General features: G+C 53.9%; 19 protein-coding genes, 4 tRNA genes and 1 pseudogene. 6 read left to right on the top strand and 18 right to left on the bottom strand.

Annotated features, from left to right (window positions below):
* Positions 1–255 precede the first annotated feature (255 nt).
* The 4 genes from hemC to hemY are packed head-to-tail and all read left to right on the top strand — an operon-like array spanning position 256 to position 4369.
* A complete protein-coding gene (gene hemC / locus HV318_RS14610; RefSeq protein WP_182273315.1) occupies positions 256–1197 on the top strand; it encodes a hydroxymethylbilane synthase in 942 nt (313 codons plus the stop codon).
* Positions 1194–1934: a uroporphyrinogen-III synthase gene (hemD, locus tag HV318_RS14605; protein ID WP_182273314.1), complete on the top strand. Its 741-nt coding sequence runs from the start codon at positions 1194–1196 to the stop codon at positions 1932–1934. Before hemC ends, hemD begins: the two co-directional genes overlap by 4 nt.
* 21 nt (positions 1935–1955) lie before the next feature.
* Complete coding sequence (gene hemX / locus HV318_RS14600; protein WP_182273313.1) at positions 1956–3167, top strand: uroporphyrinogen-III C-methyltransferase; 1212 nt, start codon at positions 1956–1958, stop codon at positions 3165–3167.
* Between the two features lie 2 nt (positions 3168–3169).
* Positions 3170–4369: a protoheme IX biogenesis protein HemY gene (gene hemY, locus HV318_RS14595; protein ID WP_182273312.1), complete on the top strand. Its 1200-nt coding sequence runs from the start codon at positions 3170–3172 to the stop codon at positions 4367–4369.
* Between the two features lie 654 nt (positions 4370–5023).
* On the opposite strand, the gene HV318_RS14590 is transcribed toward hemY, so the two are convergent.
* The 17 genes from HV318_RS14590 to trxA form a co-directional block, all read right to left on the bottom strand.
* A tRNA-Pro gene (locus HV318_RS14590) sits at positions 5024–5100 on the bottom strand.
* Between the two features lie 46 nt (positions 5101–5146).
* Positions 5147–5232: transfer RNA gene (locus HV318_RS14585), tRNA-Leu, on the bottom strand.
* Between the two features lie 22 nt (positions 5233–5254).
* Positions 5255–5330: transfer RNA gene (locus tag HV318_RS14580), tRNA-His, on the bottom strand.
* A gap of 67 nt (positions 5331–5397) precedes the next feature.
* A tRNA-Arg gene (locus HV318_RS14575) sits at positions 5398–5474 on the bottom strand.
* A 102-nt stretch (positions 5475–5576) separates the two neighbouring features.
* A complete protein-coding gene (thrP, locus tag HV318_RS14570; protein ID WP_182273311.1) occupies positions 5577–6962 on the bottom strand; it encodes a bifunctional threonine/serine APC transporter ThrP in 1386 nt (461 codons plus the stop codon).
* 196 nt (positions 6963–7158) lie between these two features.
* On the bottom strand, positions 7159–7899 hold the full coding sequence (wecG, locus tag HV318_RS14565; protein WP_182273310.1) for a lipopolysaccharide N-acetylmannosaminouronosyltransferase: 741 nt from the start codon (positions 7897–7899) through the stop codon (positions 7159–7161).
* Between the two features lie 12 nt (positions 7900–7911).
* Positions 7912–9264 carry an ECA oligosaccharide polymerase gene (gene wzyE, locus HV318_RS14560; RefSeq protein ID WP_182273309.1) on the bottom strand — a complete coding sequence of 451 codons (1353 nt, stop codon included), beginning with the start codon at positions 9262–9264 and terminating at the stop codon, positions 7912–7914.
* The gene (locus tag HV318_RS14555) at positions 9261–10340 is read right to left on the bottom strand and encodes a TDP-N-acetylfucosamine:lipid II N-acetylfucosaminyltransferase (protein ID WP_182273308.1); all 1080 of its coding nucleotides are present in this window, start codon (positions 10338–10340) and stop codon (positions 9261–9263) included. The genes wzyE and HV318_RS14555 overlap by 4 nt, the downstream gene beginning before the upstream one ends.
* A complete protein-coding gene (gene wzxE / locus HV318_RS14550) occupies positions 10337–11587 on the bottom strand; it encodes a lipid III flippase WzxE (protein ID WP_182273307.1) in 1251 nt (416 codons plus the stop codon). The genes HV318_RS14555 and wzxE overlap by 4 nt, the downstream gene beginning before the upstream one ends.
* Before the next feature lies 1 nt (position 11588).
* The gene (rffA, locus tag HV318_RS14545) at positions 11589–12719 is read right to left on the bottom strand and encodes a dTDP-4-amino-4,6-dideoxygalactose transaminase (RefSeq protein ID WP_182273306.1); all 1131 of its coding nucleotides are present in this window, start codon (positions 12717–12719) and stop codon (positions 11589–11591) included.
* A gap of 4 nt (positions 12720–12723) precedes the next feature.
* Positions 12724–13401: a dTDP-4-amino-4,6-dideoxy-D-galactose acyltransferase gene (gene rffC / locus HV318_RS14540; RefSeq protein WP_182273305.1), complete on the bottom strand. Its 678-nt coding sequence runs from the start codon at positions 13399–13401 to the stop codon at positions 12724–12726.
* A complete protein-coding gene (wecC, locus tag HV318_RS14535; RefSeq protein ID WP_182273304.1) occupies positions 13398–14660 on the bottom strand; it encodes a UDP-N-acetyl-D-mannosamine dehydrogenase in 1263 nt (420 codons plus the stop codon). Before wecC ends, rffC begins: the two co-directional genes overlap by 4 nt.
* Complete coding sequence (gene wecB / locus HV318_RS14530) at positions 14657–15787, bottom strand: non-hydrolyzing UDP-N-acetylglucosamine 2-epimerase (protein ID WP_182273303.1); 1131 nt, start codon at positions 15785–15787, stop codon at positions 14657–14659. Before wecB ends, wecC begins: the two co-directional genes overlap by 4 nt.
* 56 nt (positions 15788–15843) lie before the next feature.
* Positions 15844–16890 carry an ECA polysaccharide chain length modulation protein gene (gene wzzE, locus HV318_RS14525; RefSeq protein WP_182274605.1) on the bottom strand — a complete coding sequence of 349 codons (1047 nt, stop codon included), beginning with the start codon at positions 16888–16890 and terminating at the stop codon, positions 15844–15846.
* Positions 16891–16903: 13 nt separating this feature from the next.
* Positions 16904–18007 carry a UDP-N-acetylglucosamine--undecaprenyl-phosphate N-acetylglucosaminephosphotransferase gene (gene wecA, locus HV318_RS14520; protein WP_182273302.1) on the bottom strand — a complete coding sequence of 368 codons (1104 nt, stop codon included), beginning with the start codon at positions 18005–18007 and terminating at the stop codon, positions 16904–16906.
* Between the two features lie 242 nt (positions 18008–18249).
* Positions 18250–19509: a transcription termination factor Rho gene (rho, locus tag HV318_RS14515; RefSeq protein WP_001054528.1), complete on the bottom strand. Its 1260-nt coding sequence runs from the start codon at positions 19507–19509 to the stop codon at positions 18250–18252.
* 341 nt (positions 19510–19850) lie between these two features.
* Positions 19851–20180 carry a thioredoxin TrxA gene (trxA, locus tag HV318_RS14510; protein WP_006179218.1) on the bottom strand — a complete coding sequence of 110 codons (330 nt, stop codon included), beginning with the start codon at positions 20178–20180 and terminating at the stop codon, positions 19851–19853.
* 144 nt (positions 20181–20324) lie between these two features.
* Here trxA and rhlB point away from each other — a divergent pair, with 144 nt between their 5' ends.
* Entirely contained in the window at positions 20325–21590 is a 1266-nt protein-coding gene (gene rhlB / locus HV318_RS14505) for an ATP-dependent RNA helicase RhlB (RefSeq protein ID WP_182273301.1), read from the top strand.
* Between the two features lie 11 nt (positions 21591–21601).
* Positions 21602–23086: pseudogene (gppA, locus tag HV318_RS14500) on the top strand (guanosine-5'-triphosphate,3'-diphosphate diphosphatase).
* 48 nt (positions 23087–23134) lie between these two features.
* On the opposite strand, the gene rep reads toward gppA, so the two are convergent.
* Positions 23135–25159 carry a DNA helicase Rep gene (gene rep / locus HV318_RS14495; RefSeq protein ID WP_182273300.1) on the bottom strand — a complete coding sequence of 675 codons (2025 nt, stop codon included), beginning with the start codon at positions 25157–25159 and terminating at the stop codon, positions 23135–23137.
* Between the last annotated feature and the right edge of the window lie 54 nt (positions 25160–25213).

Genomic DNA, 25213 nt, shown 5'->3' with positions numbered 1-25213 from the left:
TTCGCCCTTATCTTTAATGGTGGTACCGACGAAAAAATGGTCTAAAACGTGATCAATTTAACACCTTGCCGATTGACCGTAAAGAAAGTTGCGCTACATACAAGTGTAGCACCGTTCTGTACGTGTAAATTCCTGAATACGGCGATGGCTGACGAGAACGCCGCCTTGTCCCTCTTTATCTTCATAAACCGAAAACTGCCATCCCAGAGTCAACAATGTTAGGATGGTTAGCGATTGATAATGACGGTAACAAGCATGTTAGACAATGTTTTGAGAATTGCCACACGCCAAAGCCCTCTTGCGCTCTGGCAGGCACATTATGTTAAGCAGCGCCTTGAAGCCTGCCACTCCGGATTGCGCGTCGAGCTGGTGCCAATGGTCACGCGCGGTGATGTGATTCTTGATACGCCTCTGGCGAAAGTCGGCGGAAAGGGCTTGTTTGTTAAAGAGCTGGAACTGGCATTGCTTGAGAACCGCGCCGATATCGCCGTTCACTCAATGAAAGATGTCCCCGTTGAGTTTCCGGAAGGGCTGGGGCTGGTGACCATCTGTGAGCGCGAAGATCCGCGCGATGCCTTTGTCTCCAACCACTATGATTCGCTGGATGCATTGCCAGAGGGCAGCGTGGTTGGCACGTCAAGTTTACGCCGCCAGTGTCAGCTGGCTGAACGCCGCCCGGATCTGGTCATTCGCTCGCTGCGCGGTAACGTTGGGACACGCCTTAGCAAGCTGGATAACGGTGACTATGACGCAATTATCCTCGCCGTGGCGGGCCTGAAGCGCCTGGGGCTGGAGTCACGCGTTCGTGTCGCGCTGCCGCCAGAACTGTCGCTGCCCGCCGTGGGCCAGGGTGCCGTCGGTATTGAGTGCCGCCTGATTGATGCGCGTACCCGTGAGCTGCTTGCACCGCTCAACCATGACGAGACCGCCATCCGGGTGAAAGCCGAGCGGGCAATGAACACCCGCCTCGAAGGAGGCTGTCAGGTGCCCATTGGCAGCTATGCTGAATTAATCGACGGTGAACTGTGGCTGCGTGCGCTGGTTGGCGCACCGGATGGTTCGCAGATGGTACGTGGTGAACGTCGCGGCCAGCCACAAGACGCCGAACAGCTTGGCGTATCGCTGGCGGAAGAGCTGCTCAATAACGGCGCTCGTGAGATTCTGACCGAGGTTTATAACGGAGAACCCCCTGCATGAGTATTCTTGTCACCCGCCCTTCTCCCGCAGGAGAGCAATTAGTGAGCCGTCTGCGCGCACTGGGGCAGGTGGCCTGGAGTTTTCCGCTGATTGAATTCTCCCCTGGTCGGGAGCTGTCTGCGCTCACCGACCGTATGAATACCCTGCAGGCAGGCGATCTGCTCTTTGCCCTGTCGCAACATGCCGTGGAATTTGCCCAGGCGCAATTGCAGCAGGAAGGACAACGCTGGCCAACGGCCCCCCGCTACTTTGCTATTGGTCGCTCCACCGCACTGGCTTTGCATACCGTAAGCGGAATTGACGTTCGTTATCCGTTAGATCGGGAAATCAGCGAAGTCTTGCTACAATTACCTGAATTACAAACCATTGACGGAAAACGGGCGCTGATTTTACGCGGCAACGGCGGGCGCGAATTGCTGGGTGAAGCGCTGCGGGAACGTGGTGCCAACGTCACGTTCTGCGAATGCTACCAGCGCTGTGCAAAAAATTATGATGGTGCGGAAGAGGCAATGCGCTGGCATATGCGCGGCATCAACACCCTGGTGGTCACCAGTGGTGAAATGCTGCAGCAACTTTGGTCGCTGATTCCACAATGGTATCGTGAAAACTGGTTACTCCGCTGTCGGCTTCTGGTCGTCAGTGAGCGTCTGGCGAACCATGCCCGGGAACTGGGCTGGCAAGATATTCGGATCGCTGATAACGCCGACAACGATGCGCTGCTGCGCGCATTACAATAACTCTCATAATGGGAAGCCATAATGACGGAACACGAAAAATCCTCCGCCGTGGTTGAAGAGACCAGGGAGACTGTGGACACCACGTCACAGCCAGAGACGACTAAAAAGGCCGCTGAGAAGAAAAACGGCAGCAATAAAACCAGCCTTGCACTCAGCGCGATTGCCATTGCCATTGCGCTGGCCGCAGGCGTTGGTCTGTATGGTCTTGTTAAGCAACAAAGCACAAACCAGACCGCCACCAGCGACGCGCTGGTCAACCAGCTCACAGCCCTGCAAAAAGCGCAGGAGACGCAAAAAACCGAGCTGGAAAGCGTTATCAAACAGCAAGCGACTGCGCTGGCCGAAGCCAACAGCAAGCAGGAAGAGCTGACCAAACAGCTGGGTGAAGTGCAGCAAAAAGTCGCCACCATTTCCGGTACTGATGCCAAAACCTGGCTGCTCTCACAGGCCGATTTCCTGGTGAAACTGGCCGGACGTAAGCTCTGGAGCGATCAGGACGTCACCACCGCTGCCACGCTGCTGAAAAGCGCCGATGCCAGCCTGGCTGACATGAACGACCCAAGCCTGATCACCGCACGTCGTGCCATTACCGCCGATATCGCCAGTCTCTCCGCCGTTTCGCAGGTGGATTACGATGGCATTATCCTCAAGGTAAACCAGCTCTCGAACCAGATTGATAACCTGCAGCTGGCGGATAACAACGACGATGACTCCCCGATGGATTCCGACGGCACCGAGCTTTCCAGCTCACTGAGCGAATGGCGTGTGAACCTGCAAAAAAGCTGGCAGAACTTTATGGACAGCTTCATTACAATTCGTCGCCGCGACGAAACCGCCGTACCGCTGCTGGCTCCTAATCAGGATATTTACCTGCGCGAAAACATTCGTTCCCGCCTGCTGGTTGCCGCACAGGCCGTACCACGCCATCAGGAAGAGACCTATAAACAGGCGCTGGATAATGTCTCTACGTGGGTACGTGCTTACTACAATACCGATGATGAGACGACCACCGCATTCCTCGAAGATATTGATAAGCTGAGCCAGCAGAACATCACCATGAATGTGCCGGATAAGCTGGAAAGCCAGCCTATTCTGGAGAAACTGATGCAGACGCGTGTGCGTAACCTGCTGGCACAGCCGGGCGTTCCGGCGGAACAGGCCGGTGTTGCCCCTGCTGTCGTACCCGCGCCCGCCCCCGTGCCTGCACCTGAAAACACGCCACAAGGAGAGTAATCATGTTGAAAGTGCTTTTACTCTTCTTATTGCTGATCGCCGGGATCGTTCTGGGACCAATGCTTGCCGGTCATCAGGGCTATGTGTTGATCCAGACCGATAACTACAACATCGAAACCAGCGTAACGGGACTGGTGATCATTCTGATCCTTGCCGTCGTGGTACTGTTTGCCGTGGAATGGCTCCTGCGCCGCATTTTCCGCACCGGGGCGCATACCCGCGGCTGGTTCGTGGGTCGTAAGCGTCGTCGTGCCCGTAAGCAAACCGAACAGGCACTGCTGAAGCTCGCCGAAGGGGACTATCAGCAGGTTGAAAAGCTGATGTCGAAAAATGCCGACCACGCCGAGCAGCCGGTGGTGAACTACCTGCTGGCCGCTGAAGCAGCGCAGCAGCGTGGTGATGAAGCCCGCGCCAATCAGCATCTGGAGCGCGCATCAGAGCTGGCCTCCAGTGACCAGATCCCGGTAGAAATTACCCGTGTTCGCCTGCAGCTGGTACGTAATGAAAACCACGCAGCGAGACACGGCGTAGACCGTCTGCTGGAAATTACCCCACGTCACCCTGAAGTGTTGCGTCTTGCCGAGCAGGCTTACATTCGTACTGGCGCGTGGGGCTCATTGCTGGACATCATTCCTTCAATGGCGAAAGCGGATGTGGGTGACGATGAGCATCGTGATGCGCTGCAGCGTCAGGCGTGGATTGGGCTGATGGATCAGGCTCGTGCCGATCTGGGCAGCAATGGTCTGAAAGACTGGTGGAAGAATCAGAGCCGTAAAACACGCCAGCAGATCCCACTGCAGGTCGCGATGGCAGAACATCTGATTGAATGTGACGATCATGACACAGCTCAGGAGATCCTCCTTGATGGCCTGAAGCGTCAGTATGACGATCGCCTGGTGATGGTGATCCCGCGCCTGAAAACCAATAATCCGGAACAGCTTGAGAAATTGTTGCGCCAGCAGATCAAAACCGTGGGTGACCGCCCGCTGTTGTGGAGCACGCTGGGCCAGTCGCTGATGAAGCACGGTGAATGGCAGGAGGCAAGCCTCGCCTTCCGTGCGGCACTGAAACAGCGTCCGGATGCGTTTGACTACGCGTGGCTGGCCGATACGCTGGACAAGCAGCATAAGCCGGAAGAAGCTGCCGCTATGCGGCGCGACGGGTTGTTGTTGACGTTGCAGAATAACAACACCCAGCAGTAAACATGAAGGAGGCCAGCTGGCCTCCTTTTTTATCGCCCTTCCCCTGCTACATTCCTTACACCTTCATCAGGAAACGAACCCGCCGGTTGTAACAAGGAAATCTTCATGAATGATGCTCACCTGTAGTCATGAGCCGTTGCCAGGAATAAGGCATAAAAAAACGCCTGCTATAAAAGCAGGCGTTAAAACAGGTCTTTAAGACAACATATTTGGTGCTTCACTCAACGTTGTGTCCATGGTGTTTGATGAGGCCGAAGCGACATCTGTCAGTGGACGATAAGCACCGTAAACGGCTCTGCGTCATTCCTGAGTATATGAGGCACTAAGGCGAACATAAGAGATGGAATGAGCATCTACACGCATATTATTGCACGTAACATGCCAACGTTACACGCAGAACTTTTACATCGCGCAACATTTTAAGATAAAAGGAATTTCTGCTGTTAAGACCCGTCTGAACCCACACAACGTACCGCTAAGCATGTCGATGTGTCGCCAGAAAGAGACAACAATGCCACTATCAGATAATTTATTTATTTTTTATGTAGTTAGGTGTCGCTAAATGGCGACATTAAGAAACGGCATTGTCGGGGAGTGGCTACAGGGCGATAAATCGCAGAAAACAAAAAACCCCGCCGAAGCGGGGTTCAAAATTGGTCGGCGAGAGAGGATTCGAACCTCCGACCCACTGGTCCCAAACCAGTTGCGCTACCAAGCTGCGCTACTCGCCGATGTACTGCTTTTTTGAATTTTTAGTTCAATTCATTTAAAAAGTCGTGGTGCGAGGGGGGGGACTCGAACCCCCACATCCTAAGGACACTAACACCTGAAGCTAGCGCGTCTACCAATTCCGCCACCTTCGCAATTCACAACTCTTTCAAATAATGGGGTGGCTAATGGGATTCGAACCCACGACAACTGGAATCACAATCCAGGGCTCTACCAACTGAGCTATAGCCACCACTGTATTCTTTCACGCGGTACTGACTACTTCTCAGACCACCGCAGCTCTAGCGCCGGGACTAAAATGGCGCGCCCGACAGGATTCGAACCTGAGACCTCTGCCTCCGGAGGGCAGCGCTCTATCCAGCTGAGCTACGGGCGCTTAGCGCCGTTGCGGGGCTGGATATTACGTACCTCCGTCCCCGCTGTCTAGTGCTTTTTTTAAAAAAATGCGCGTTTGGTTATGGTTTGCACATTTTGCCGCTTATTCCTCCACTTTCTGCGTGGTGGCGCGGCGACCCAGACCAAATAGCTTATATCCCGCCGTGACGGCAGCCAGGAAGATCATCCCGACAAACAGCGACATGCGGGTATCTTCATTAAAGTACATCCCGATTAATACGCAAATCAGGAACGCCATCGTCAGGTAGTTCGCATACGGGAACAGAATGGAACGGAACGGATGGCTGGCAATCGCCTTTTTATGCGCATGACGGAAACGCAGCTGGCTAATCAGGATAACAAACCACGGAATCATCCCCGGCAGCACGCTGGCGCTATAGACATACACAAAGACGCGCTGCGGATTAGGAATGATGTAGTTCAGACATGAACCGACCAGCAGAATCACAATCGATACCGCCACGCCCGCCACCGGAATACCAGAACGCGACACTTTGCCCATTGCTGCAGGCAGCTGGTTGTTTCTGGAAAGTGCGTAAAGCATGCGGCCACAGCTGTACATTCCGCTGTTACAGCCGGAAAGTGCCGCCGTCAGCACCACAAAGTTAATGATACCTGCCGCCGCCGTGATACCAATCTTCGCAAAGGTTAAGACAAACGGGCTGCCTGTCGTGCCGATTTCATTCCACGGGAAGATGGTCACAATAACGAAGATCGCACCCACGTAGAAAATCAGGATACGCCACAGCACTTTACCTACTGCGCTACGCAGTGTGACCTGCGGGTTTTTCGCTTCACCAGCGGTAATACCGATAAGTTCCACACCCTGATACGAGGCCACAACGATACACAGCGCCGTCAGGAAGCCTTTCCAGCCCCCCGCGAAGAAGCCTCCGTGTTCGGTCAGGTTACCGAAACCAATGGCGTGTCCACCGTTACCAAAGCCGAAGAAGATAACGCCCAGACCAACCACAATCATCACGATAATGGTGGTGACCTTGATCATCGCAAACCAGAACTCAATCTCACCGTACAGGCGCACCGCGGCAAGGTTTGCCAGCGCCACCAGCCCCACGGCTATCAGCGCCGGTATCCACTGAACCATGTCAGGGAACCAGAACTGCACGTAGACCCCTATCGCGGTGATTTCCGAGATACCCACTGCCATCCACATAAACCAGTACGACCAAGCCGTGAGATAGCCAAAGAACGGGCTCATATAACGGTGCGCGTAAACGGCGAAAGAACCAGTCACCGGTTCCAGGAACAACATTTCGCCCATTGAACGCATGATGAAGAAAACAAACAGCCCGGCGATGATATACGCCAGTAATACAGAAGGGCCTGCCCATTTGAGCGTACTTGCGGAGCCCATAAACAGGCCCACGCCGATAGTGCCGCCCAGCGCTATCAATTCAATATGTCGAGCTTCCAGCCCACGCTGAAGCTCTGGTTTTTTCTCTGCCATAAATCCTCGGTTGTGTTTGCTGTTTCCCGGCTTTTTGCCGGTTATTGTTTTTTGGGGTACTGAAATACGGAGCGAATGGTTTCTTAAAATCGGGCAAATGGCAAACGATGCATAAAAAAAATGAATGCATTGCACAGAATCGCAGCAGTTTTGCAGGAGAGTTGCAGCGCGAACAGCATATCGCGCTACATTTTGATTACATTTTCCCGGTGTAGTGCCAGGTGAGATAACGCAGCAGACGGATCTGCCGTTTGATACGCGTCGGTTGCGATAACAGACGGTACAGCCATTCCAGCCCCAGGTTTTGCCATACCTTTGGCGCGCGTTTAACGTGACCGGTAAAGACGTCGTAGGTGCCACCAACGCCCATATAGAGGGCATTCGGGCAGACCTGACGGCAATCGCGCATCAGGATTTCCTGACGCGGGGAGCCCATCGCTACGGTGACAATCTTCGCCCCGCTGTCACGTATGCGTTCAAACAGAGCCTGTCGATCTTCCGCTTTGAAGTAGCCATCCTGACTGCCCACAATGTTAACATTCCACTGACTACGCAGCTTCTGTTCGGTTTGTGCCAACACATCCGGCTTACCACCAATCAGGAACACGGGTGTGCTCTCTGCGCCTGCGCGCGCCATCAACGCTTCCCAGAGATCGGCTCCCGCCACACGTGAAACATTAGCATCGGGATACTTTTTGCGGATAGAACGCACCACGCTAATACCGTCAGCGTATTTAAACTCGGCGGCTTCTATCAGGCTTTTCACTTCAGCATTATCTTCTACCGCCAGCATCTTTTCCGCGTTGATGGCCACCAGAGTACCGGATTTCATCTGGTCATCAGCGAACAGAAAATCCAGCGCGTGTTGCATATCACGCCAGCCAATAAGCTGCAGACCGCGCAACGCATAACGCGGCGCGGAAGTTGTATCAGTCATGACAATCCCTACTCAGACTTGCGACAGTGGCGTGCTGCCCCGGGGCTCGCGTTTATGCACAAGCCCTGCACTGTCGAACAACCAGTACAACAGTTTGGCCAGCAGCAGGCAGACGCCGAAAACGACCATAAAGAACACGACACGCGAGACAAATGAATCCAGCCCTTCACGCGCAAGGACGATCATATTGAAAATGGCACCAAAACAGAAACTGTGCAAAATCGCCGCCTTATAGCGGTTCGTCTCTTCGTTACCGCGCTGATAAAGCCAGTCAAACCACTTAATAATTAACCCTACAGCCACCGCACCAGGCAGGATAAACCACGCGCCACCCATCACCACCAGCGAGCCAATCAGCGTGGGCGAGATAGCCAGGCCGGAATGGTTATTCAGGACTTCCCAGGTAAAGTAGTTCGCTGTGTTCAGGACGATACCCGGGCGGTCGGGCCATAGCCATGTCGGGATAAAGACATAGAAATCACGCACAATCGGCGCTAAGCCCTGAAAATCAATTTTGTCGTAGTTTTGCAACAGCAGGGCCAGGTTTTCCCACGGCGAGAAGGTATCGCGCGTGAGGTACAGGAAGGTGTAAAACGCTTCATCACCGGCCACGTTGAGCCCGTAGCGCTTCAGCGCCAGCCAGAACATCCCCACAATACCAAACACCCCTGCCGCCACCAGCATCCACAGGGAGATCCACCCGCGAATAATGCCGATAAACAGGAAGATCGCGAAAGCGATAATGATGTTAGCGCGCGTCCCGCCCACTATCATGTAGGTCAGGAAGCCGAAGGCAACGGTACTGACCAGGAAAAATAGCCACGCTTTGCTGTCCTGACGCAGGAAAAAGACCACCAGCATCGCCGGAATGAAGAAATAGAAGAAACGCTTGAGCGCAACGCCGGAGACTTCAGCAGAAAAAATCTGGCTGTAGGACTGCAGCTTAAACAGCAGGAAGCCGTTATGCATGAAGAAGATACCGACACTTACCAGAGCGATGGTCATCAGCATCACCCATGTCAGGTGCGTTTCCACCCGGTTCATGGTGAACAGAGCCCGGCGTGGCGCAGTCTGTTGTACTGAACGCAGACGCGTTTTATACGTGACGTAGTACACGGCATAGAAACAGGCTGCCGACAGAAGCGCCTGAAGCAGAATCTCTGGCGGTGCAACGCTCACATCAAAGCGGAAGACCAGAATACTGGTCAGCGGAAAACCGAAAAAGAAGGTCAGAAGAAACAGTAACGAGAAGAAGACGTTAAAGTTAAAGCGCACACGGCGGAATTCAAACCAGGTGAGCGTGGCGATAAATAATGTGCTCAGTAGCCAAACCACCAACAAGCCGCTGAATTGCAACTGGCTCATGCTTTGTCTCCTGAAGCGATACGCAGCGCACGGTGCCACGGGGTGAGGTAATTTGGACTAAAGAACTCGATGGTGCTTTTGTCCACCAGCGCCAGCTGCCGCTGTGCTTCCCGTACCACATTCTCATTAAGCGCATCTGTTGTGAACAACACCGGAAGATGCTGCTCAGCCATATCCTGCCAGAACGGGTTTTTACGGTTAAGCACGCAAGGTACCCCAGCCTGAATCAGCAGGCACAGCGTACCAATCCCCTGCTGGCGGGCAAAGATGAAATAGCCCAGGTCACACTTGCGCAACAGCGCGAGGTAGTCATCAAATTCCAGCTTATCACGGAGAATATGTAAATTCGCCGCACTAAACAGCGTAAGCCCCTGCTGGCGAACCTCATCAATATACGCATCGTTATTTGCCGGATATCCCATCGGCACAACCACATTGACCGTATCGCCAAACTGCTGATGTACCGCCCGAAGCGCCTCAATATGCTCATTGCTGCGATCCCCGGAATTCCCCACCAGCACCGTTAGCTTGCCCTCACGCGGCGTATCGTTCGCCATATTATTCAGCGCCGGGTTCATACGGGTTGGAAAATAGAGTAGCTCACCGCGTACGCCAGGGTGCTGTTTCTCAAAGTAGCTAAGATCGCCACGGGTAGCAAAAACGCAACCCACGCGTCCCTGTGCCATACGGCGCAGTGGATAGAAAAGGCGGAATTTCCAGCCACGGGAGACTTCATAAAGATCGGCTCCCCAGATATGCCAGCTGCACTGAGCAGGTTTGATCCCACCGCTCAACAGCGCCAGCCACAGGCCGGTATTAAACTGGCCGTGAAAGAAGAAGCGTTGCTCCCGATCCGCTTTAGCTTTGGCGACAACCACCTTCGCCAGCGCGGCCTTATCCGGCCAGAAGGTGATGTTCAGCGCCGGGCACGCCGTACTCAAACCATTATCCTGACCTGCAACCATAAACTCGCGAGCCTCAGGCGTGCCCGATGCCAGCTCATCATTGAAGAACCGCAAAACGGTCTGGTTATGGTGTGGGATATCCGATCCCAGGATGTGAATCAGTGCAGTCATGCGCGTTTACGCCAAAGTAAAAATACACCGCAACAGGCGGCGAAATAAACGATATAGGTTGCCATATAGGCCTGAGCCGCCCCCAGCGCACCGTGCGCGGGGATCAGCCAGTGTGAGAACGCGGTCAGTAACGTAAACTGGCTAATTTCTGCCAGGATATACAACCGCAGTGACGCTTTCGCAATGACCAGATAGCCGAAAACGTAAGCGCCGACTTTCAATACATCCCCCACCAGCTGCCAGGCAAAGAGATCGCGCATCGCGGTAAACTTTGCGGAGAAAAGCAGCCAGATGGCGACATCGCGCAACAACCAGACGGTAAAACTGGCTGCCGCCACGGCGGGAAGCACAAAACGCAGGGAACGGAGAATCTCGCGAGTTATATCCGACCTGGAATTCAGGCGCGATAAGGTTGGCAGCAAATAAACGGTAAAGGAAGCCGTAATAAACTGGAGGTAGGCATCGGAAATACTGCTGACACCCTGCCAGATCCCCACTTCGTCCCAGCTGTAATGCGCCGCCAGCAGGTTTCGCATCATCACGTAGGCCACCGGAAGCGTGACGGAGGTAATCAGCGCCATCAGGGTAAATTTCCCTAATTGCCCTGCCAGGGTCTTATCCCACTGCGGTTTGAGATAGCGCAGTGGGATAAGGCCTCTGCGCATCAGCATAATTGATGCCGGAACGACCACCAGCGCAGGCACCAGCGCCAGCCCCAGCAGCGCACCCTCATAGCCACCCAGGCGATAGCAGAAGTAGTAGGCAATAACGCCAATGATACTGCCCAGGATCAGCGCAAGCGCATTCCCGGCCGCATCACGAAAGCCTTTCATCAGCGCCAGCAACAGGTTAGCCCAGGCAATCCCCATCTGAACCAGCGCGACAAGACGTACCAGCCCCTGATAGTGCGTATGTCCAAACAGCCCCTGACTAACCGGCGCTGCCGCCAGCAAAAACACGGCGGCCAGCAGCGTTGAGAAACCCAACACCATCGCCGATGACGTGCCGACTACCCTGCGCAGTTGTGCTGCATCATCATGGTACTGGGCAACATATTTGGTTACGCCGTTGAAGATCCCCGCACCTGCCAGTACCCCAAGTACGGTAACCAGCTGGCGAAAATTACCCGCCAGGCCAACGCCTGAGGGGCCAAATGAGACGGCCAACAGCTTGACGACCAGTAACCCAGCGCCAATTTTTACAAGTGTGGACGCAGCGGTCCACACCGAAGCTTTTGCCAGAGACATATCAGCCGAAATAACTCAGAAGGGTATTGATCACCGTACGCTGGTTAACAGGCGCGAGGTTGTAGAACAGTGGCAGGCGAAGCAAACGCTCACTTTCCTTAGTGGTGTAACGGTCTTCACCCACGAACACCCCAAACGCTTCCCCGGCCGGGCTGGAGTGCAGCGGGATATAATGGAACACCGCCATGATCTCGGCCTCTTTCAGCCAGGCAATCAGATTGCTGCGATCGTCGTTATCACGCAGCTTGATGTAGAACATATGGGCATTATGGACGCAATCTGCCGGAATGGTCGGCAGCTCAATCCGGCCAGCTTTTGCCAGCGGCTCCAGCGCATCGTAGTAGGTTTGCCACAGGGTCAGACGCTGCAGGTTGATTCGCTCTGCCGCCTCCAGTTGCGCCCAGAGATAGGCCGCCTGCAGATCGGCCATCAGGTAGCTTGAGCCAATATCACGCCAGGTGTATTTATCTACCTGACCACGGAAGAACTGGCTGCGGTTAGTGCCTTTTTCGCGGATCACTTCCGCACGCTCTACCAGGGCACGGTCGTTAATCAGCGTCGCGCCACCTTCACCACCCGCGGTGTAGTTCTTGGTTTCGTGGAAGCTAAAGCAGCCAATATGACCAATCGTACCCAGCGCGCGTCCTTTGTAGGTGGACATCACCCCCTGAGCGGCATCTTCCACCACGAACAGGTTGTGCTTTTTAGCGATCGCCATAATGGTGTCCATTTCGCAGGCGACACCTGCGTAGTGAACCGGCACAATCGCACGCGTTTTTTCCGTGATCGCCGCTTCAATCAGCGTTTCATCAATATTCATGGTATCCGGGCGAATATCCACAAAGACGATTTTCGCCCCACGCAGAACAAACGCGTTCGCCGTGGAGACGAAGGTGTAGCTCGGCATGATCACTTCATCGCCAGGCTGGATATCCAGCAACAGCGCCGCCATTTCCAGCGAGGCGGTACAGGACGGGGTCAACAGCACTTTGGCGCTGCGAAAACGCTGTTCCATCCACTGCTGGCAGCGACGAGTGTACCCGCCGTCACCGCAGAGCTTGCCGCTGCCCATAGCAGATTGCATGTAATCGAGTTCGGTTCCCACGACGGGTGGTGCGTTAAATGGAATCATCTTGTCACCTGTATAACCAGTACGCAGTGGCATCGATGTTGGCACCACTCGCAATATAACGTTTAAGCGCGGCGGTGTTGCCCAGTTGGGTCGCCACCCTCAGAGTTGAAAGCTGTTGCTGCTGCGTCCAGTAGAGCGCCGCCTGCATGAGTTTCTCGCCCATACCGCGCCCGGCTAATAAGCCGATACGCGCCTCGTGCTCATTGAGCTTACGAAGCGAGACAAAACCCTGAATATGTTCATCTGCGGCGCGGAAAACCAGACAGACGTGGTCGAACGTCCCTTTTACCGCGTTTTCTGCCCACTGGGCATAGAAACGTCCGCTATCTTCAGGCGCGTACCAGGGCGCACGAAAGCGGCTCTGAGCAAATGCCTGCGCTGCCATCTGACGCAGCACCGGTATATCCTGCTCCGTTGCCATTTCCGCGCCGGGCGAATCGTGGTGGGTCACCGTAATGGAAAGATCAACCTCACCTTCGACCAGGCAAAAACCATGCTCCTGAAGCACATCCAGCAAATCGGCACGCCCTGCCGGGATTTTGGCCTGCACGCGTGGCCAGGCAGCAAAGTCGGTTTCTGTCAGGGCATGGGCATCGTCGCGCAGACGCACGATTGCCGAAGGAAGACCAAAGAAGGTACTTTCCCACGGGAGGGATTCAAGCACCCCTTTCAGTTCACTCAACGCCACACGCCTTTGGTATCAACAACATATTGTTGATGTACAGAATCACCAGGGATTGCTTTAAACGCTTTATGATCCACCAGCAGTACCAGCACATCCGCTGTAGCCAGCGCATCATTCAGCGCAGTAAGCGTGCAATGCCCCATCAGTTTTGTTGGCAGTTCGTGGATGTTAGGCTCTACAACCAGCGTTTCACCGCTGTGCCAGTCAGCAATCATTCCGGCAATTTCCATCGCCGGGCTTTCGCGCAGATCGTCAATGTTCGGTTTGAATGCCAGGCCAAAGCAGGCAACTTTCAGCTCGCTGGCGCGCTTACCGCTGTCCGCCAGACAATCCGCGACCGTGGCTTTCACCTGGTTAAGAACCCAGTGTGGTTTGCTGTCGTTCACTTCACGCGCGGTACGGATCAGACGCGCCTGATCCGGGTTTTGCGCCACGATAAACCACGGGTCAACGGCGATACAGTGACCACCCACACCCGGGCCTGGCTGGAGAATGTTGACGCGCGGATGGCGATTCGCAAGGCTAATCAGTTCCCAGACGTTAATCCCCTGATCGGCGCAAATCAGCGACAGTTCGTTCGCAAAAGCGATATTAACGTCACGGAAGCTGTTTTCCGTCAGCTTGCACATTTCGGCAGTGCGGGAGTTGGTCACCACACATTCACCTTCGAGGAAAATCTTGTACAGCGCGCTGGCACGCGCGGAACAGACGGGAGTCATACCACCAATCACGCGATCGTTTTTAATCAGTTCAACCATCACCTGGCCCGGCAACACGCGCTCCGGGCAGTAAGCGATATTGATATCCGCCTGTTCACCTGCCTGCTGCGGGAAACTTAAATCAGGGCGGGCTTCTGCAAGCCACTGCGCCATCTGTTCCGTTGCCCCAACCGGGGAGGTCGACTCCAGGATCACCAGCGCCCCTTTCTTCAGAACGGGCGCAATGGATTTCGCCGCCGCCTCGACGTAGCGCATATCGGGTTCATGATCGCCTTTAAACGGCGTTGGAACAGCAATCAGATACGCATCGGCTGTCACTGGCGTCGTGCTGGCGCTCAGGAATCCCCCCTCAACGGCCGCTTTCACCACACGATCGAGATCGGGCTCCACAATATGAATTTCGCCACGATTGATGGTTTCCACCGCACGCGCGTTGATATCCACACCCACAACCTGCTGTTGACGAGAGGCAAAGGCTGCCGCAGTCGGCAACCCAATGTAGCCAAGACCAATGACAGAGATGGTAGTAAAACTCATAGCGATACCCGATTGTGTTTAAGTGCGTGCAAAATGCGGCCACAAGCCTGCCCATCACCATACGGGTTATGGGCCCGGCTCATCGCCTGATACTCTTCATCGTCGTGCAGCAGTCGCGTGACCTCTTCGACGATACGCTGCGTGTCCGTTCCCACCAGACGTACCGTGCCCGCTTTTACTGCTTCCGGGCGTTCGGTGGTTTCACGCATGACCAGCACCGGCTTGCCGAGGGAAGGAGCCTCTTCCTGAATCCCGCCGGAATCGGTAAGGATCAGCCAGGCATGGTTCATCAGCCAGACAAACGGCATATAGTCCTGCGGCTCAATCAGTAAGACGTTGTCGACATGACCCAGAATGCGATTTACCGGCTCGCTGACGTTAGGGTTGAGGTGCACCGGATAGACAATCTGCACGTCTTCGTTTTGCGCGGCAATTTCAGCCAGCGCGTGGCAGATTTGCTCAAAACCGCGACCAAAACTTTCGCGACGGTGGCCGGTGACCAGAATGGTCTTTTTACCGTTATTCAAAAACGGATAGCGTGCCGTGAGTTCAGACTGGAGTTCACGGTTTGCCAGCACGCGGTCACGTACCCAAATCAGCGCATCAATGACCGTATTTCCGGTTACAAAGATTTTGTTGTCGACGATATTTTCTCGCAGCAGATTCTGGCGCGAGTTTTCCGTTGGTGCGAAATGGTACATCGCCAGATGTCCGGTGAGCGTTCGGTTAGCTTCTTCCGGCCACGGTGAATAAAGATTGCCGGTACGCAGACCTGCCTCAACATGGCCGACGGGGATACGTTGATAAAACGCGGCCAGGCTTGTCGCCACTGTCGTGGTGGTGTCACCATGAACCAGTACCACATCAGGCTTAAAGGATTCCAGAATGGGCTTGAGTTCTTGCAAAATACGGCAGGTGATCTCCGTCAGCCCTTGTCCCGGTTTCATAATATTGAGATCGTAATCCGGAACGATAGAAAAGAGCGTTAAGACCTGATCGAGCATCTCCCGATGCTGGGCAGTGACGCACACTCTCGCGTCAAAATCAGGATCCCTGGCCAGCGCATGCACCAGAGGAGCCATCTTAATGGCCTCCGGCCTGGTGCCAAATACGGTAAGTACTTTCACATCGATTCTCTTCGATTAGACGATGAAGGCAGTAACCTTCATCGTAGACGCCGTTCTTATTTCGTGCGACGGCGAGTTAATGCCACGCCTGCTCCAGTCAGTGCGCCCACAATCCCCCACATAATCATCAGGAATGCGCGACGCGGACTATCGCGTTTTACAGGTTCTTCAGGCGTTCTTAAATAACGATACGTCTGAAAACGTGGATCCTGTGCTGGCCCTACATTCAGGGTATTGAGCATCGCAAGGTTTTGGTCATAGTCGAGGTCAAAATCTGGACCGACTGCCTGAAGATTTTCCAGACGCGCCTGCAGCATTGGACGACCAAGGAGGAACATTTCGGAATCTGGCAGTTCATCAGCCGGAACATTAGTTTCGCTGCGAGAAATATTGCGTTGTTCCGCTATTTTCAGAGCCTGCTCAATATTGTGGACGCGACGAGTAAAAATCGCTCTCGCCACTTCTTCCTGTCGCTTCACCTGAGCCTTCATCTGGATAGTGCGCGCAGACCAGGCACCTCTCAGCTCATCATTGAGATGGCTCGCCGCACGCTGGCTGGCAAACGCAACGTACTGACGCAGCAGGTTATTAGCATCTGGCGCGGTTTCCGCAACCAGCTTCACGCTATCGTTGATGTTGCGTGCTGCATCACCCGGCATAAACTGGATATTGTTGATCAGGTCATCCAGCAGAGCAGCATCGACTTTGCTGTTTCCGACCATGCGTTGCTTGTAATAATCCGTCTGAGACCAGAAATCACGACGCGTATCCCATGAAGCCAGCTGCATCAGAAACTCTTTATAAGTCTCATCCATCACTGACGCCTGATCGGGCGCGGCAAGATTGGCTTTAATATCCAGATTACGCAGGAATTGCTGCTGGGAATAGTACCCACCCAGCATGTTAACCGTTGGCCGGTCGGTGATCGCCGTGGTGCTCCACTCTTGTTTTGCAAAGAAGGTATAGACCAGTGCTAACAGGGCGAATCCCAGCGCAATCCCCGCAATCCACAGCTTGCCTCCCCATAACACGCGAAACAAACCACGAATATCCAGCTCATTTTCAGTTACCACTGATTTCGCTCCCGCCAACGGTTGAGTCATCATAATCCCGGCTTTACTTAGTTAATGTTGTGTTTTTGCCACTGTTACGACGCATCCTGCGTTTTACACGTTTAATGAATCGCGCAACTTTCCATGCGCGCTTAATGCAGTAACCGTACAGGAAGAATGCTAGCAAGAATAATACCAACATTGCCCATTCAGGAATAAAATGAGCATATTCTGCGGCAACACCAACCCCGGCCAGAATAGCCGCTGCCAGGGTAATCAGGACGAATGCCTGACGAGAAGTAAAACCGGCACGCATAATCAGATGATGGATATGCTGACGATCCGGAGAGAAAGGACTCATGCCTTTACGCAGACGGCGATACATAATCGCCACCATGTCCATCAGCGGAATAGCAATAATCCACAGTGCGGTAACCGGGCTGATTGGGTGAGTTTTACCCTGCGTGGTTTCCAGCAAAATCCAGATAACGGTAAAACCGATTAATGTACTGCCTGCGTCACCCATAAAGACTTTGTAGCGACGACCCAGGACACCGAGGTTCAACAGGATATAAGGCAGGATGGCGGCAATCATGGCAAAGCACCACATTGACAGGCTGTACTGTCCATCAAACCACAGAATGATGCCGATAGCGGCGAACGAGACGGACGATAACCCACCGAGCAGGCCGTCAATACCATCAACCATGTTGAAGGCATTAATCGCCGCCCAGACGGCAAACAGTGTCAGGAAGAAACCGAATGGACCAAGCACTAACTCCCAGGGACCGAAAACATAGCCGAGACTTCTCAGGTAAAGGCCGCCGACTACCATCATAATGACGCCAATGGCCGCCTGTACGGTAGCACGGAACTTCACACTGATATCAAACCGGTCATCAAGTGCCCCGACTAACACCAGCACACCCGCACATGCCAGGTAGAGTGCAGCGTGCGGGATGTAGTAATCCGCAATACCGAATGTGAAACAGATACCAGCGTAAACAGAGATGCCCCCCACAAGTGGGATCAACCCTTGATGACGTTTACGAAAATTGGGTTTATCCACCAACCCGACTCTTTTGGCCACCTTGCGTGCGATGAACAAAAAACAGGTTGTGAATAAGAAAATACTAATTAACTCAGTAACTGCAGTGAGTAGATTCACAATGGATTGCTCTCAACAAATGTTAGTCCCGGAAGTATAACTATGAAGCCCCTGCCCCAGAAAGAATAAAGCGGGCTTCCTACAACTCCCTTTGTATGTTTTTCAATCAATTATTTCTTTGACTATACAAACCGTCTTATTGTCGCACCGTTCAGTCAAAATTGGGAGTCTGTGGTAACAGCGTATAAGCCATAAAAGAAAAACGCCACGTAAAAACGTGGCGTTTGCTGGATTCATTTCCGTTACGAGCGCTTCATCATATCGAAGAAGTCGTCGTTAGTTTTGGTCATCGCCAGCTTATTAATGAGGAATTCCATCGCGTCAATTTCACCCATTGGATGGATGATTTTGCGCAGGATCCACATTTTCTGCAGCTCTTCCTGCGTGGTGAGCAACTCTTCTTTACGCGTACCGGAACGGTTGTAGTCAATAGCCGGGAAGACACGTTTTTCAGCGATCTTACGGGAGAGGTGCAGTTCCATGTTACCTGTACCTTTAAACTCTTCGTAGATAACCTCATCCATCTTAGAACCGGTGTCGATAAGCGCGGTTGCAATGATGGTCAGGCTGCCGCCCTCTTCCACGTTACGTGCCGCACCGAAGAAGCGTTTAGGACGGTGCAGGGCGTTGGCATCCACACCACCGGTTAACACTTTGCCGGAAGCCGGTACCACGGTGTTGTACGCACGTGCCAGACGGGTGATGGAGTCGAGCAGAATGATAACGTCTTTCTTGTGTTCAACCAGACGTTTGGCCTTCTCGATAACCATTTCAGCAACCTGAACGTGGCGAGATGCTGGTTCGTCGAAGGTAGAAGCAACAACTTCACCTTTCACCAGACGCTGCATCTCGGTCACTTCTTCCGGACGTTCGTCAATCAGCAGCACCATCAGCACACAGTCAGGGTGGTTGTAGGCGATGCTCTGCGCGATGTTCTGCAGCAGCATGGTTTTACCCGCTTTTGGCGGAGCCACAATCAGACCACGTTGACCACGACCAATTGGAGAAGCCAGATCCAGAACACGCGCGGTTAAGTCTTCGGTTGAACCGTTACCACGCTCCATGCGCAGGCGAGAGTTCGCGTGCAGCGGCGTTAAGTTCTCAAACAGGATCTTATTGCGCGAGTTTTCTGGTTTGTCGTAGTTAACTTCGTTAACTTTCAACAGCGCAAAGTAGCGTTCACCCTCTTTAGGAGGACGAATCTTACCTGAAATGGTGTCACCAGTGCGGAGGTTGAAACGGCGGATTTGGCTAGGGGATACGTAGATGTCGTCAGGGCCGGCGAGGTAGGAGCTGTCTGCAGAGCGGAGGAAACCAAATCCGTCTTGCAATATCTCCAGCACACCGTCGCCAAAGATATCTTCGCCACTCTTAGCGTGCTGCTTCAGGATGGCGAAAATGATGTCCTGCTTGCGCATACGAGCCTGGTTTTCCAGCCCCATATTTTCGCCGAGAGTGATCAGCTCAGAAACCGGCGTATTCTTTAATTCGGTAAGATTCATAATGGTGTGGGTTCTTAAACTCGGGGTGATTCTCGAACTTAATGTTGTGAATGGTATGGCAGGGTCATCCATGCCTGTTTAGCGGCCATCAACTCATGTCTGTTCGCTGTCTGGTCACAGGGAAAGAACGCAGAACTGAAACGACAAGACGGATTGAGTGACAAGCCCGGAATTTAGCAACTTCACGCACTGTTTATGGCAACAACGGGAAGTATCGGGTAAAACAAGATTCAAACAACAAGATATGTTTAAAACGAAGTCATAGCTAACTTAGCACGACTAAAGCCGGGCGTCCAGAGATCCACACAATTTAAGCGCTCTGGACGCTCAGCCGAGAAACCTTACGCCAGGTTGGCGTCCAGGAACTCTTTCAGCTGACCTTTGGACAGTGCGCCCACTTTGGTCGCCGCCACTTCACCGTTTTTGAACAGCAGCAGGGTCGGAATGCCACGGATGCCGTATTTCGGCGCGGTGCCCGGGTTCTGGTCGATGTTCAGCTTGGCAACGGTCAGTTTGCCCTGATATTCGTCAGCGATCTCATCCAGAATCGGGGCGATCATTTTGCAAGGACCACACCATTCAGCCCAGAAATCGACGAGGATCAGCCCGTCAGCCTTAAGTACGTCCGTGTCAAAACTGTCGTCAGTCAGGTGAATAATTTTATCGCTCATATATAACTCCACAGGAATAAGCCTGGTACGTTGGTTTTGTCTCCACCAACGACGTGTTGATGTCGCATTAACCAACTAAAGGTTGACTTTATTTCACCGGATACGCTTTCGTAAAGCAATAGTAAGCTGATATTCTACCACACTATGAGCAAAACACATTTAACAGAACAGAAGTTTTCCGACTTCGCCCTGCACCCAAAAGTGATTGAAGTCCTTGAAAATAAAGGGTTTCATAACTGCACGCCCATTCAGGCCCTCGCCCTGCCGCTGACGCTGGCTGGTCGCGATGTTGCAGGGCAGGCGCAAACCGGTACTGGCAAAACGATGGCGTTTTTAACGTCAACGTTTCATTATTTACTTTCTCATCCAGCGATTGCAGACCGCAAAGTTAACCAGCCGCGCGCGCTAATTATGGCCCCGACGCGAGAACTGGCGGTACAGATCCACGCAGACGCGGAACCCCTGGCGCAGGCTACTGGCCTGAAGCTGGGCCTGGCCTATGGCGGCGACGGCTACGATAAACAGCTGAAAGTGCTGGAAAGCGGCGTAGATATCCTGATCGGTACCACTGGCCGTCTTATCGACTACGCAAAACAGAATCACATTAACCTCGGTGCCATTCAGGTTGTCGTGCTGGATGAAGCTGACCGTATGTACGATCTGGGCTTCATTAAAGACATCCGCTGGCTGTTCCGCCGCATGCCTCCGGCGAACCAACGCCTGAACATGCTGTTCTCCGCAACCCTTTCTTATCGCGTCCGCGAGCTGGCGTTCGAGCAGATGAACAACGCCGAATATGTGGAAGTGGAACCGGAACAGAAAACAGGGCACCGCATTAAAGAAGAACTCTTCTACCCTTCTAATGAAGAGAAAATGCGTCTGCTGCAAACCCTGATCGAAGAAGAGTGGCCAGATCGCGCCATCATCTTCGCGAATACCAAACACCGCTGTGAAGATATCTGGGGCCATCTGGCTGCCGACGGTCACCGTGTTGGTCTGCTGACTGGCGACGTTGCGCAGAAAAAACGCCTGCGTATTCTCGACGAATTCACCCGTGGTGACCTGGATATTCTGGTCGCAACCGACGTTGCGGCTCGCGGCCTGCATATTCCTGCCGTCACGCACGTCTTCAACTATGACCTGCCGGATGACTGCGAAGACTACGTACACCGTATCGGTCGTACCGGTCGTGCTGGTGCAAGCGGTCACTCTATTAGCCTTGCGTGTGAAGAGTATGCGCTGAATCTTCCAGCGATTGAGACCTACATCGGTCACTCTATTCCGCAGAGCAAATACAATCCGGAAGCACTGTTAAGCGAACTGCCGCCGCCTAAGCGCCTAACCCGCGCCCGCTCCGGCAACGGCCCGCGTCGTTCCGGCGCGCCGCGTAATCGTCGTCGTTCAGGTTAAGAAAGGTCACTATGCTCTCCAGCTCCTCGCTCTACGCGGCCATTGATCTCGGTTCCAATAGTTTTCATATGCTGGTTGTTCGCGAGGTGGCGGGAAGTATACAAACGCTGACGCGCATTAAGCGCAAGGTCCGCCTCGCAGCGGGCCTGAGCAGCAGCAATCACCTCTCTCCTGAAGCGATGGAACGTGGCTGGCAGTGCCTGCGCCTCTTTGCCGAACGTTTGCAGGATATCCCGCATAATCAGATTCGCGTTGTCGCCACCGCGACACTCCGCCTGGCGGTGAACGCCGGAGAATTTATTGCCAAAGCGCAGGACATTCTCGGTTGCCCGGTTCAGGTCATCAGCGGTGAAGAAGAAGCCCGCCTGATTTATCAGGGCGTTGCCCACACCACCGGGGGTGACGATCGTCGTCTGGTGGTGGATATCGGCGGAGCCAGTACCGAACTGGTGACCGGCACGGGTGCACAGGCGACATCGTTATTCAGCCTGTCGATGGGCTGCGTGACCTGGCTTGAGCGCTACTTTACCGATCGTAATCTCGCGAAAGAGAACTTCGACGAGGCGGAAAATGCCGCGCGTGAGGTGTTGCGCCCGGTGATGGATGAGTTGCGCTACCACGGCTGGAAAGTCTGCGTGGGTGCTTCGGGTACCGTGCAGGCATTGCAGGAAATCATGATGGCGCAGGGGATGGACGAGCGGATCACGCTCGCCAAACTCCAGCAGCTAAAACAGCGTGCCATCCAGTGTGGTCGTCTGGAAGAGCTGGAAATTGAAGGTCTGACACTCGAACGTGCGCTGGTTTTCCCAAGCGGGCTTGCCATTCTGATCGCCATTTTCACCGAGCTGAACATTCAGTGTATGACTCTGGCTGGCGGCGCACTGCGCGAAGGTCTGGTCTACGGGATGCTTCACTTGTCGGTTGATCAGGACATCCGCAGCCGTACCTTGCGCAACGTTCAGCGCCGCTTTATCGTTGATACCGATCAGGCGCAGCGAGTCGGGCAACTGGCGTCGTTGTTCGCCGATCAGGTTAGCAAAAGCTGGGATATTGAACCTTTAAGCCGCGATCTGCTGCTAAGTGCGTGTGCGCTGCATGAAATTGGTCTGAGCGTTGAGTACAAGCAAGCACCGTTGCATGCAGCCTGGCTGGTACGTAATCTCGATTTACCGGGCTACACCCCCGCACAGAAAAAGTTGCTGGCTACCCTGCTGCTAAACCAGACCAACACCGTTGACCTCTCCTCTTTACATCAGCAAAACGCCGTACCGCCGCGCGTTGCCGAGCATCTGTGCCGGCTGCTGCGACTGGCCATCCTGTTTGCCAGCCGTCGCCGCGATGATTTACTGCCTGCAATTAACCTGGTGGCGTAAAATGAGAAACTTTCACTGACGCTTCCGGAAAAATGGCTTGAGGATCACCCGCTTGGTGCAGAACTTGTCGAGCAGGAGTGCCAGTGGCAAAGCTATGTGCACTGGGTGCTGGACGTTAAGTAATACAGCGAAACATGCCGGGTGGTGCTGCGCTTACCCGGCCTTCAAAAGTTATCCCTTCTCTTTGGCTTTTGCCAGCATGGCACGAATGTTTGCCACGTTAGCCTGACCTTTATGCATCCGTTCTTCGGCCGTAATCACTTTGCGCTCCTGTTCCCATGTCAGATCGTCCTGCGGTAACTCCAGCAGGAAGCGACTCGGTTCCGGGCGTACCAGCTCGCCATACTGTCGACGTTCTTTACACAGCGTAAAGACAAGCTCTTTACGGGCGCGGGTGATCCCCACGTAGGCGAGGCGGCGCTCTTCATCGACATTATCTTCATCGATGCTGCTCTGATGCGGCAGCAACCCCTCTTCCATGCCCACCAGATAGACATACGGGAACTCCAGCCCTTTCGACGCATGCAGCGTCATCAGCTGAACCTGATCGGCCTCTTCTTCGCTCTCACCGCGCTCCATCATATCGCGCAGCGTAAAACGGGTGACTACCTGGGTCAGGGTCATCGGCTCGTCTATCTCAGAGCCTTCCAGCATTTCGGTCATCCAGCTAAACAGCTGGTTAACGTTTTTCATCCGCATCTCTGCCGCTTTCGGGCTGGCAGAGGTTTCGTATAACCAGGATTCGTAATCAATACCGTGGATCAAATCACGCACCGCCGCCACAGGCTCGCGTTCCGCCAGGCGCTGTACCTCGCCAAGCCAGTGGGTGAAGCGGGTTAAGTTATCATAGCCGCGCCCGGTCAGCGTCTGGCTCAGCCCCATATCAAAGCTGGCGGTGAACAAGCTTTTGTTGCGGGTCATCGCCCATTCACCCAGTTTTTGCAGCGTCGCGGGGCCAATCTCACGTTTCGGCGTATTCACGATGCGCAGAAATGCGCTGTCATCATCCGGGTTGGTGAGGACGCGCAGATACGCCAGCAGGTCTTTGATTTCAGGACGCGAGAAGAACGACGTGCCGCCCGAAATTTTGTACGGGATGCGGTTCTGCATCAGCATCTTTTCAAAGACGCGTGACTGGTGGTTACCGCGATAGAGGATCGCGTAATCCTTGTATTCGGTTTTGTTAACGAAGTGGTGAGCAATGAGTTCACCCGTGACGCGTTCCGCCTCGTGTTCTTCATTGTTGGCGCTGAGCACTTTCAGTTCGGCACCGTAGCCAAGTTCAGAGAACAGACGCTTTTCAAACACGTGCGGGTTATTGGCGATCAGGATATTCGCCGCCTTCAGGATGCGTCCGGACGAACGGTAGTTCTGCTCCAGCTTAATCACCTGCAGCGCCGGGAAATCTTTGCTTAACAACACCAGGTTTTGTGGACGTGCACCGCGCCAGGAGTAGATCGACTGATCGTCATCACCGACCACGGTAAAGCGGGCGCGCTGCCCGACCAGCAACTTCACCAGTTCATACTGGCTGGTGTTGGTGTCCTGGTATTCATCCACCAGCAGATAGCGGATCTTGTTCTGCCAGCGCTCGCGCACTTCTTCATTACGCTGCAGCAGCAGCGTGGGCAGCAGGATCAGATCGTCGAAATCCAGCACGTTGCACGCTTTCATATGCGCATCGTACAGGCCATAGCAATGAGCAAAGATCCTATCCCGTTCACCTTTGGCGCTCGCCGCCGCCTGGGCAGGCGTCATCAGATCGTTTTTCCAGTTGGAGATCGTCGAGATCAATTGTTGCAGCAAGACTTTGTCGTCTTCAATCAACCCTTCGGTGAGCTCTTTAAGCAACGCGACCTGGTCGGTGTCATCAAAGAGCGAAAAGTTGGACTTCATCCCCAACGCCGCATACTCGCGTTTGATGATATCCAGTCCCAGCGTGTGGAACGTGGAGATCATCAGCCCGCGCGCCTCTTTGCGTCCCAGCGTCTGACCGACGCGCTCTTTCATCTCGCGCGCCGCTTTATTGGTAAAGGTGACCGCCGCGATATGGCGTGCCTGATACCCGCAGCCACGGATCAAGTGGGCGATTTTGTTGGTGATCACGCGGGTTTTACCGGAACCTGCCCCTGCCAGCACCAGGCATGGTCCAGTAACGAATTCGACCGCTTGTTGTTGTCCAGGGTTTAAACGCATGGGAATATTGCTCAATCTTCGAACGGGGGATGGATTGTAGCAGAAAGCCGGGCG

The sequence above is a fragment of the Enterobacter sp. RHBSTW-00901 genome, assembly GCF_014103115.1.
Lineage (GTDB): Bacteria > Pseudomonadota > Gammaproteobacteria > Enterobacterales > Enterobacteriaceae > Enterobacter > Enterobacter cloacae_P.
Note: the sequence above shows the minus strand (reverse complement) of the source record. Positions and strands in the feature narration are given on the sequence as shown.

Bases quoted from the DNA above. Each gene is read 5' to 3' on its own strand.
- wzxE (WP_182273307.1), bottom strand. From the start codon at position 11,587: ATGTCTCTGGCAAAAGCTTCGGTGTGGACCGCTGCGTCCACACTTGTA.
- wecC (WP_182273304.1), bottom strand. From the start codon at position 14,660: ATGAGTTTTACTACCATCTCTGTCATTGGTCTTGGCTACATTGGGTTG.
- wzzE (WP_182274605.1), bottom strand. From the start codon at position 16,890: ATGACTCAACCGTTGGCGGGAGCGAAATCAGTGGTAACTGAAAATGAG.
- rep (WP_182273300.1), bottom strand. From the start codon at position 25,159: ATGCGTTTAAACCCTGGACAACAACAAGCGGTCGAATTCGTTACTGGA.
- wzyE (WP_182273309.1), bottom strand. From the start codon at position 9,264: ATGAGCCAGTTGCAATTCAGCGGCTTGTTGGTGGTTTGGCTACTGAGC.
- hemX (WP_182273313.1), top strand. From the start codon at position 1,956: ATGACGGAACACGAAAAATCCTCCGCCGTGGTTGAAGAGACCAGGGAG.
- trxA (WP_006179218.1), bottom strand. From the start codon at position 20,180: ATGAGCGATAAAATTATTCACCTGACTGACGACAGTTTTGACACGGAC.
- HV318_RS14555 (WP_182273308.1), bottom strand. From the start codon at position 10,340: ATGACTGCACTGATTCACATCCTGGGATCGGATATCCCACACCATAAC.
- rho (WP_001054528.1), bottom strand. From the start codon at position 19,509: ATGAATCTTACCGAATTAAAGAATACGCCGGTTTCTGAGCTGATCACT.
- wecG (WP_182273310.1), bottom strand. From the start codon at position 7,899: ATGACTGATACAACTTCCGCGCCGCGTTATGCGTTGCGCGGTCTGCAG.
- hemC (WP_182273315.1), top strand. From the start codon at position 256: ATGTTAGACAATGTTTTGAGAATTGCCACACGCCAAAGCCCTCTTGCG.
- rhlB (WP_182273301.1), top strand. From the start codon at position 20,325: ATGAGCAAAACACATTTAACAGAACAGAAGTTTTCCGACTTCGCCCTG.
- hemD (WP_182273314.1), top strand. From the start codon at position 1,194: ATGAGTATTCTTGTCACCCGCCCTTCTCCCGCAGGAGAGCAATTAGTG.
- thrP (WP_182273311.1), bottom strand. From the start codon at position 6,962: ATGGCAGAGAAAAAACCAGAGCTTCAGCGTGGGCTGGAAGCTCGACAT.
- hemY (WP_182273312.1), top strand. From the start codon at position 3,170: ATGTTGAAAGTGCTTTTACTCTTCTTATTGCTGATCGCCGGGATCGTT.
- rffA (WP_182273306.1), bottom strand. From the start codon at position 12,719: ATGATTCCATTTAACGCACCACCCGTCGTGGGAACCGAACTCGATTAC.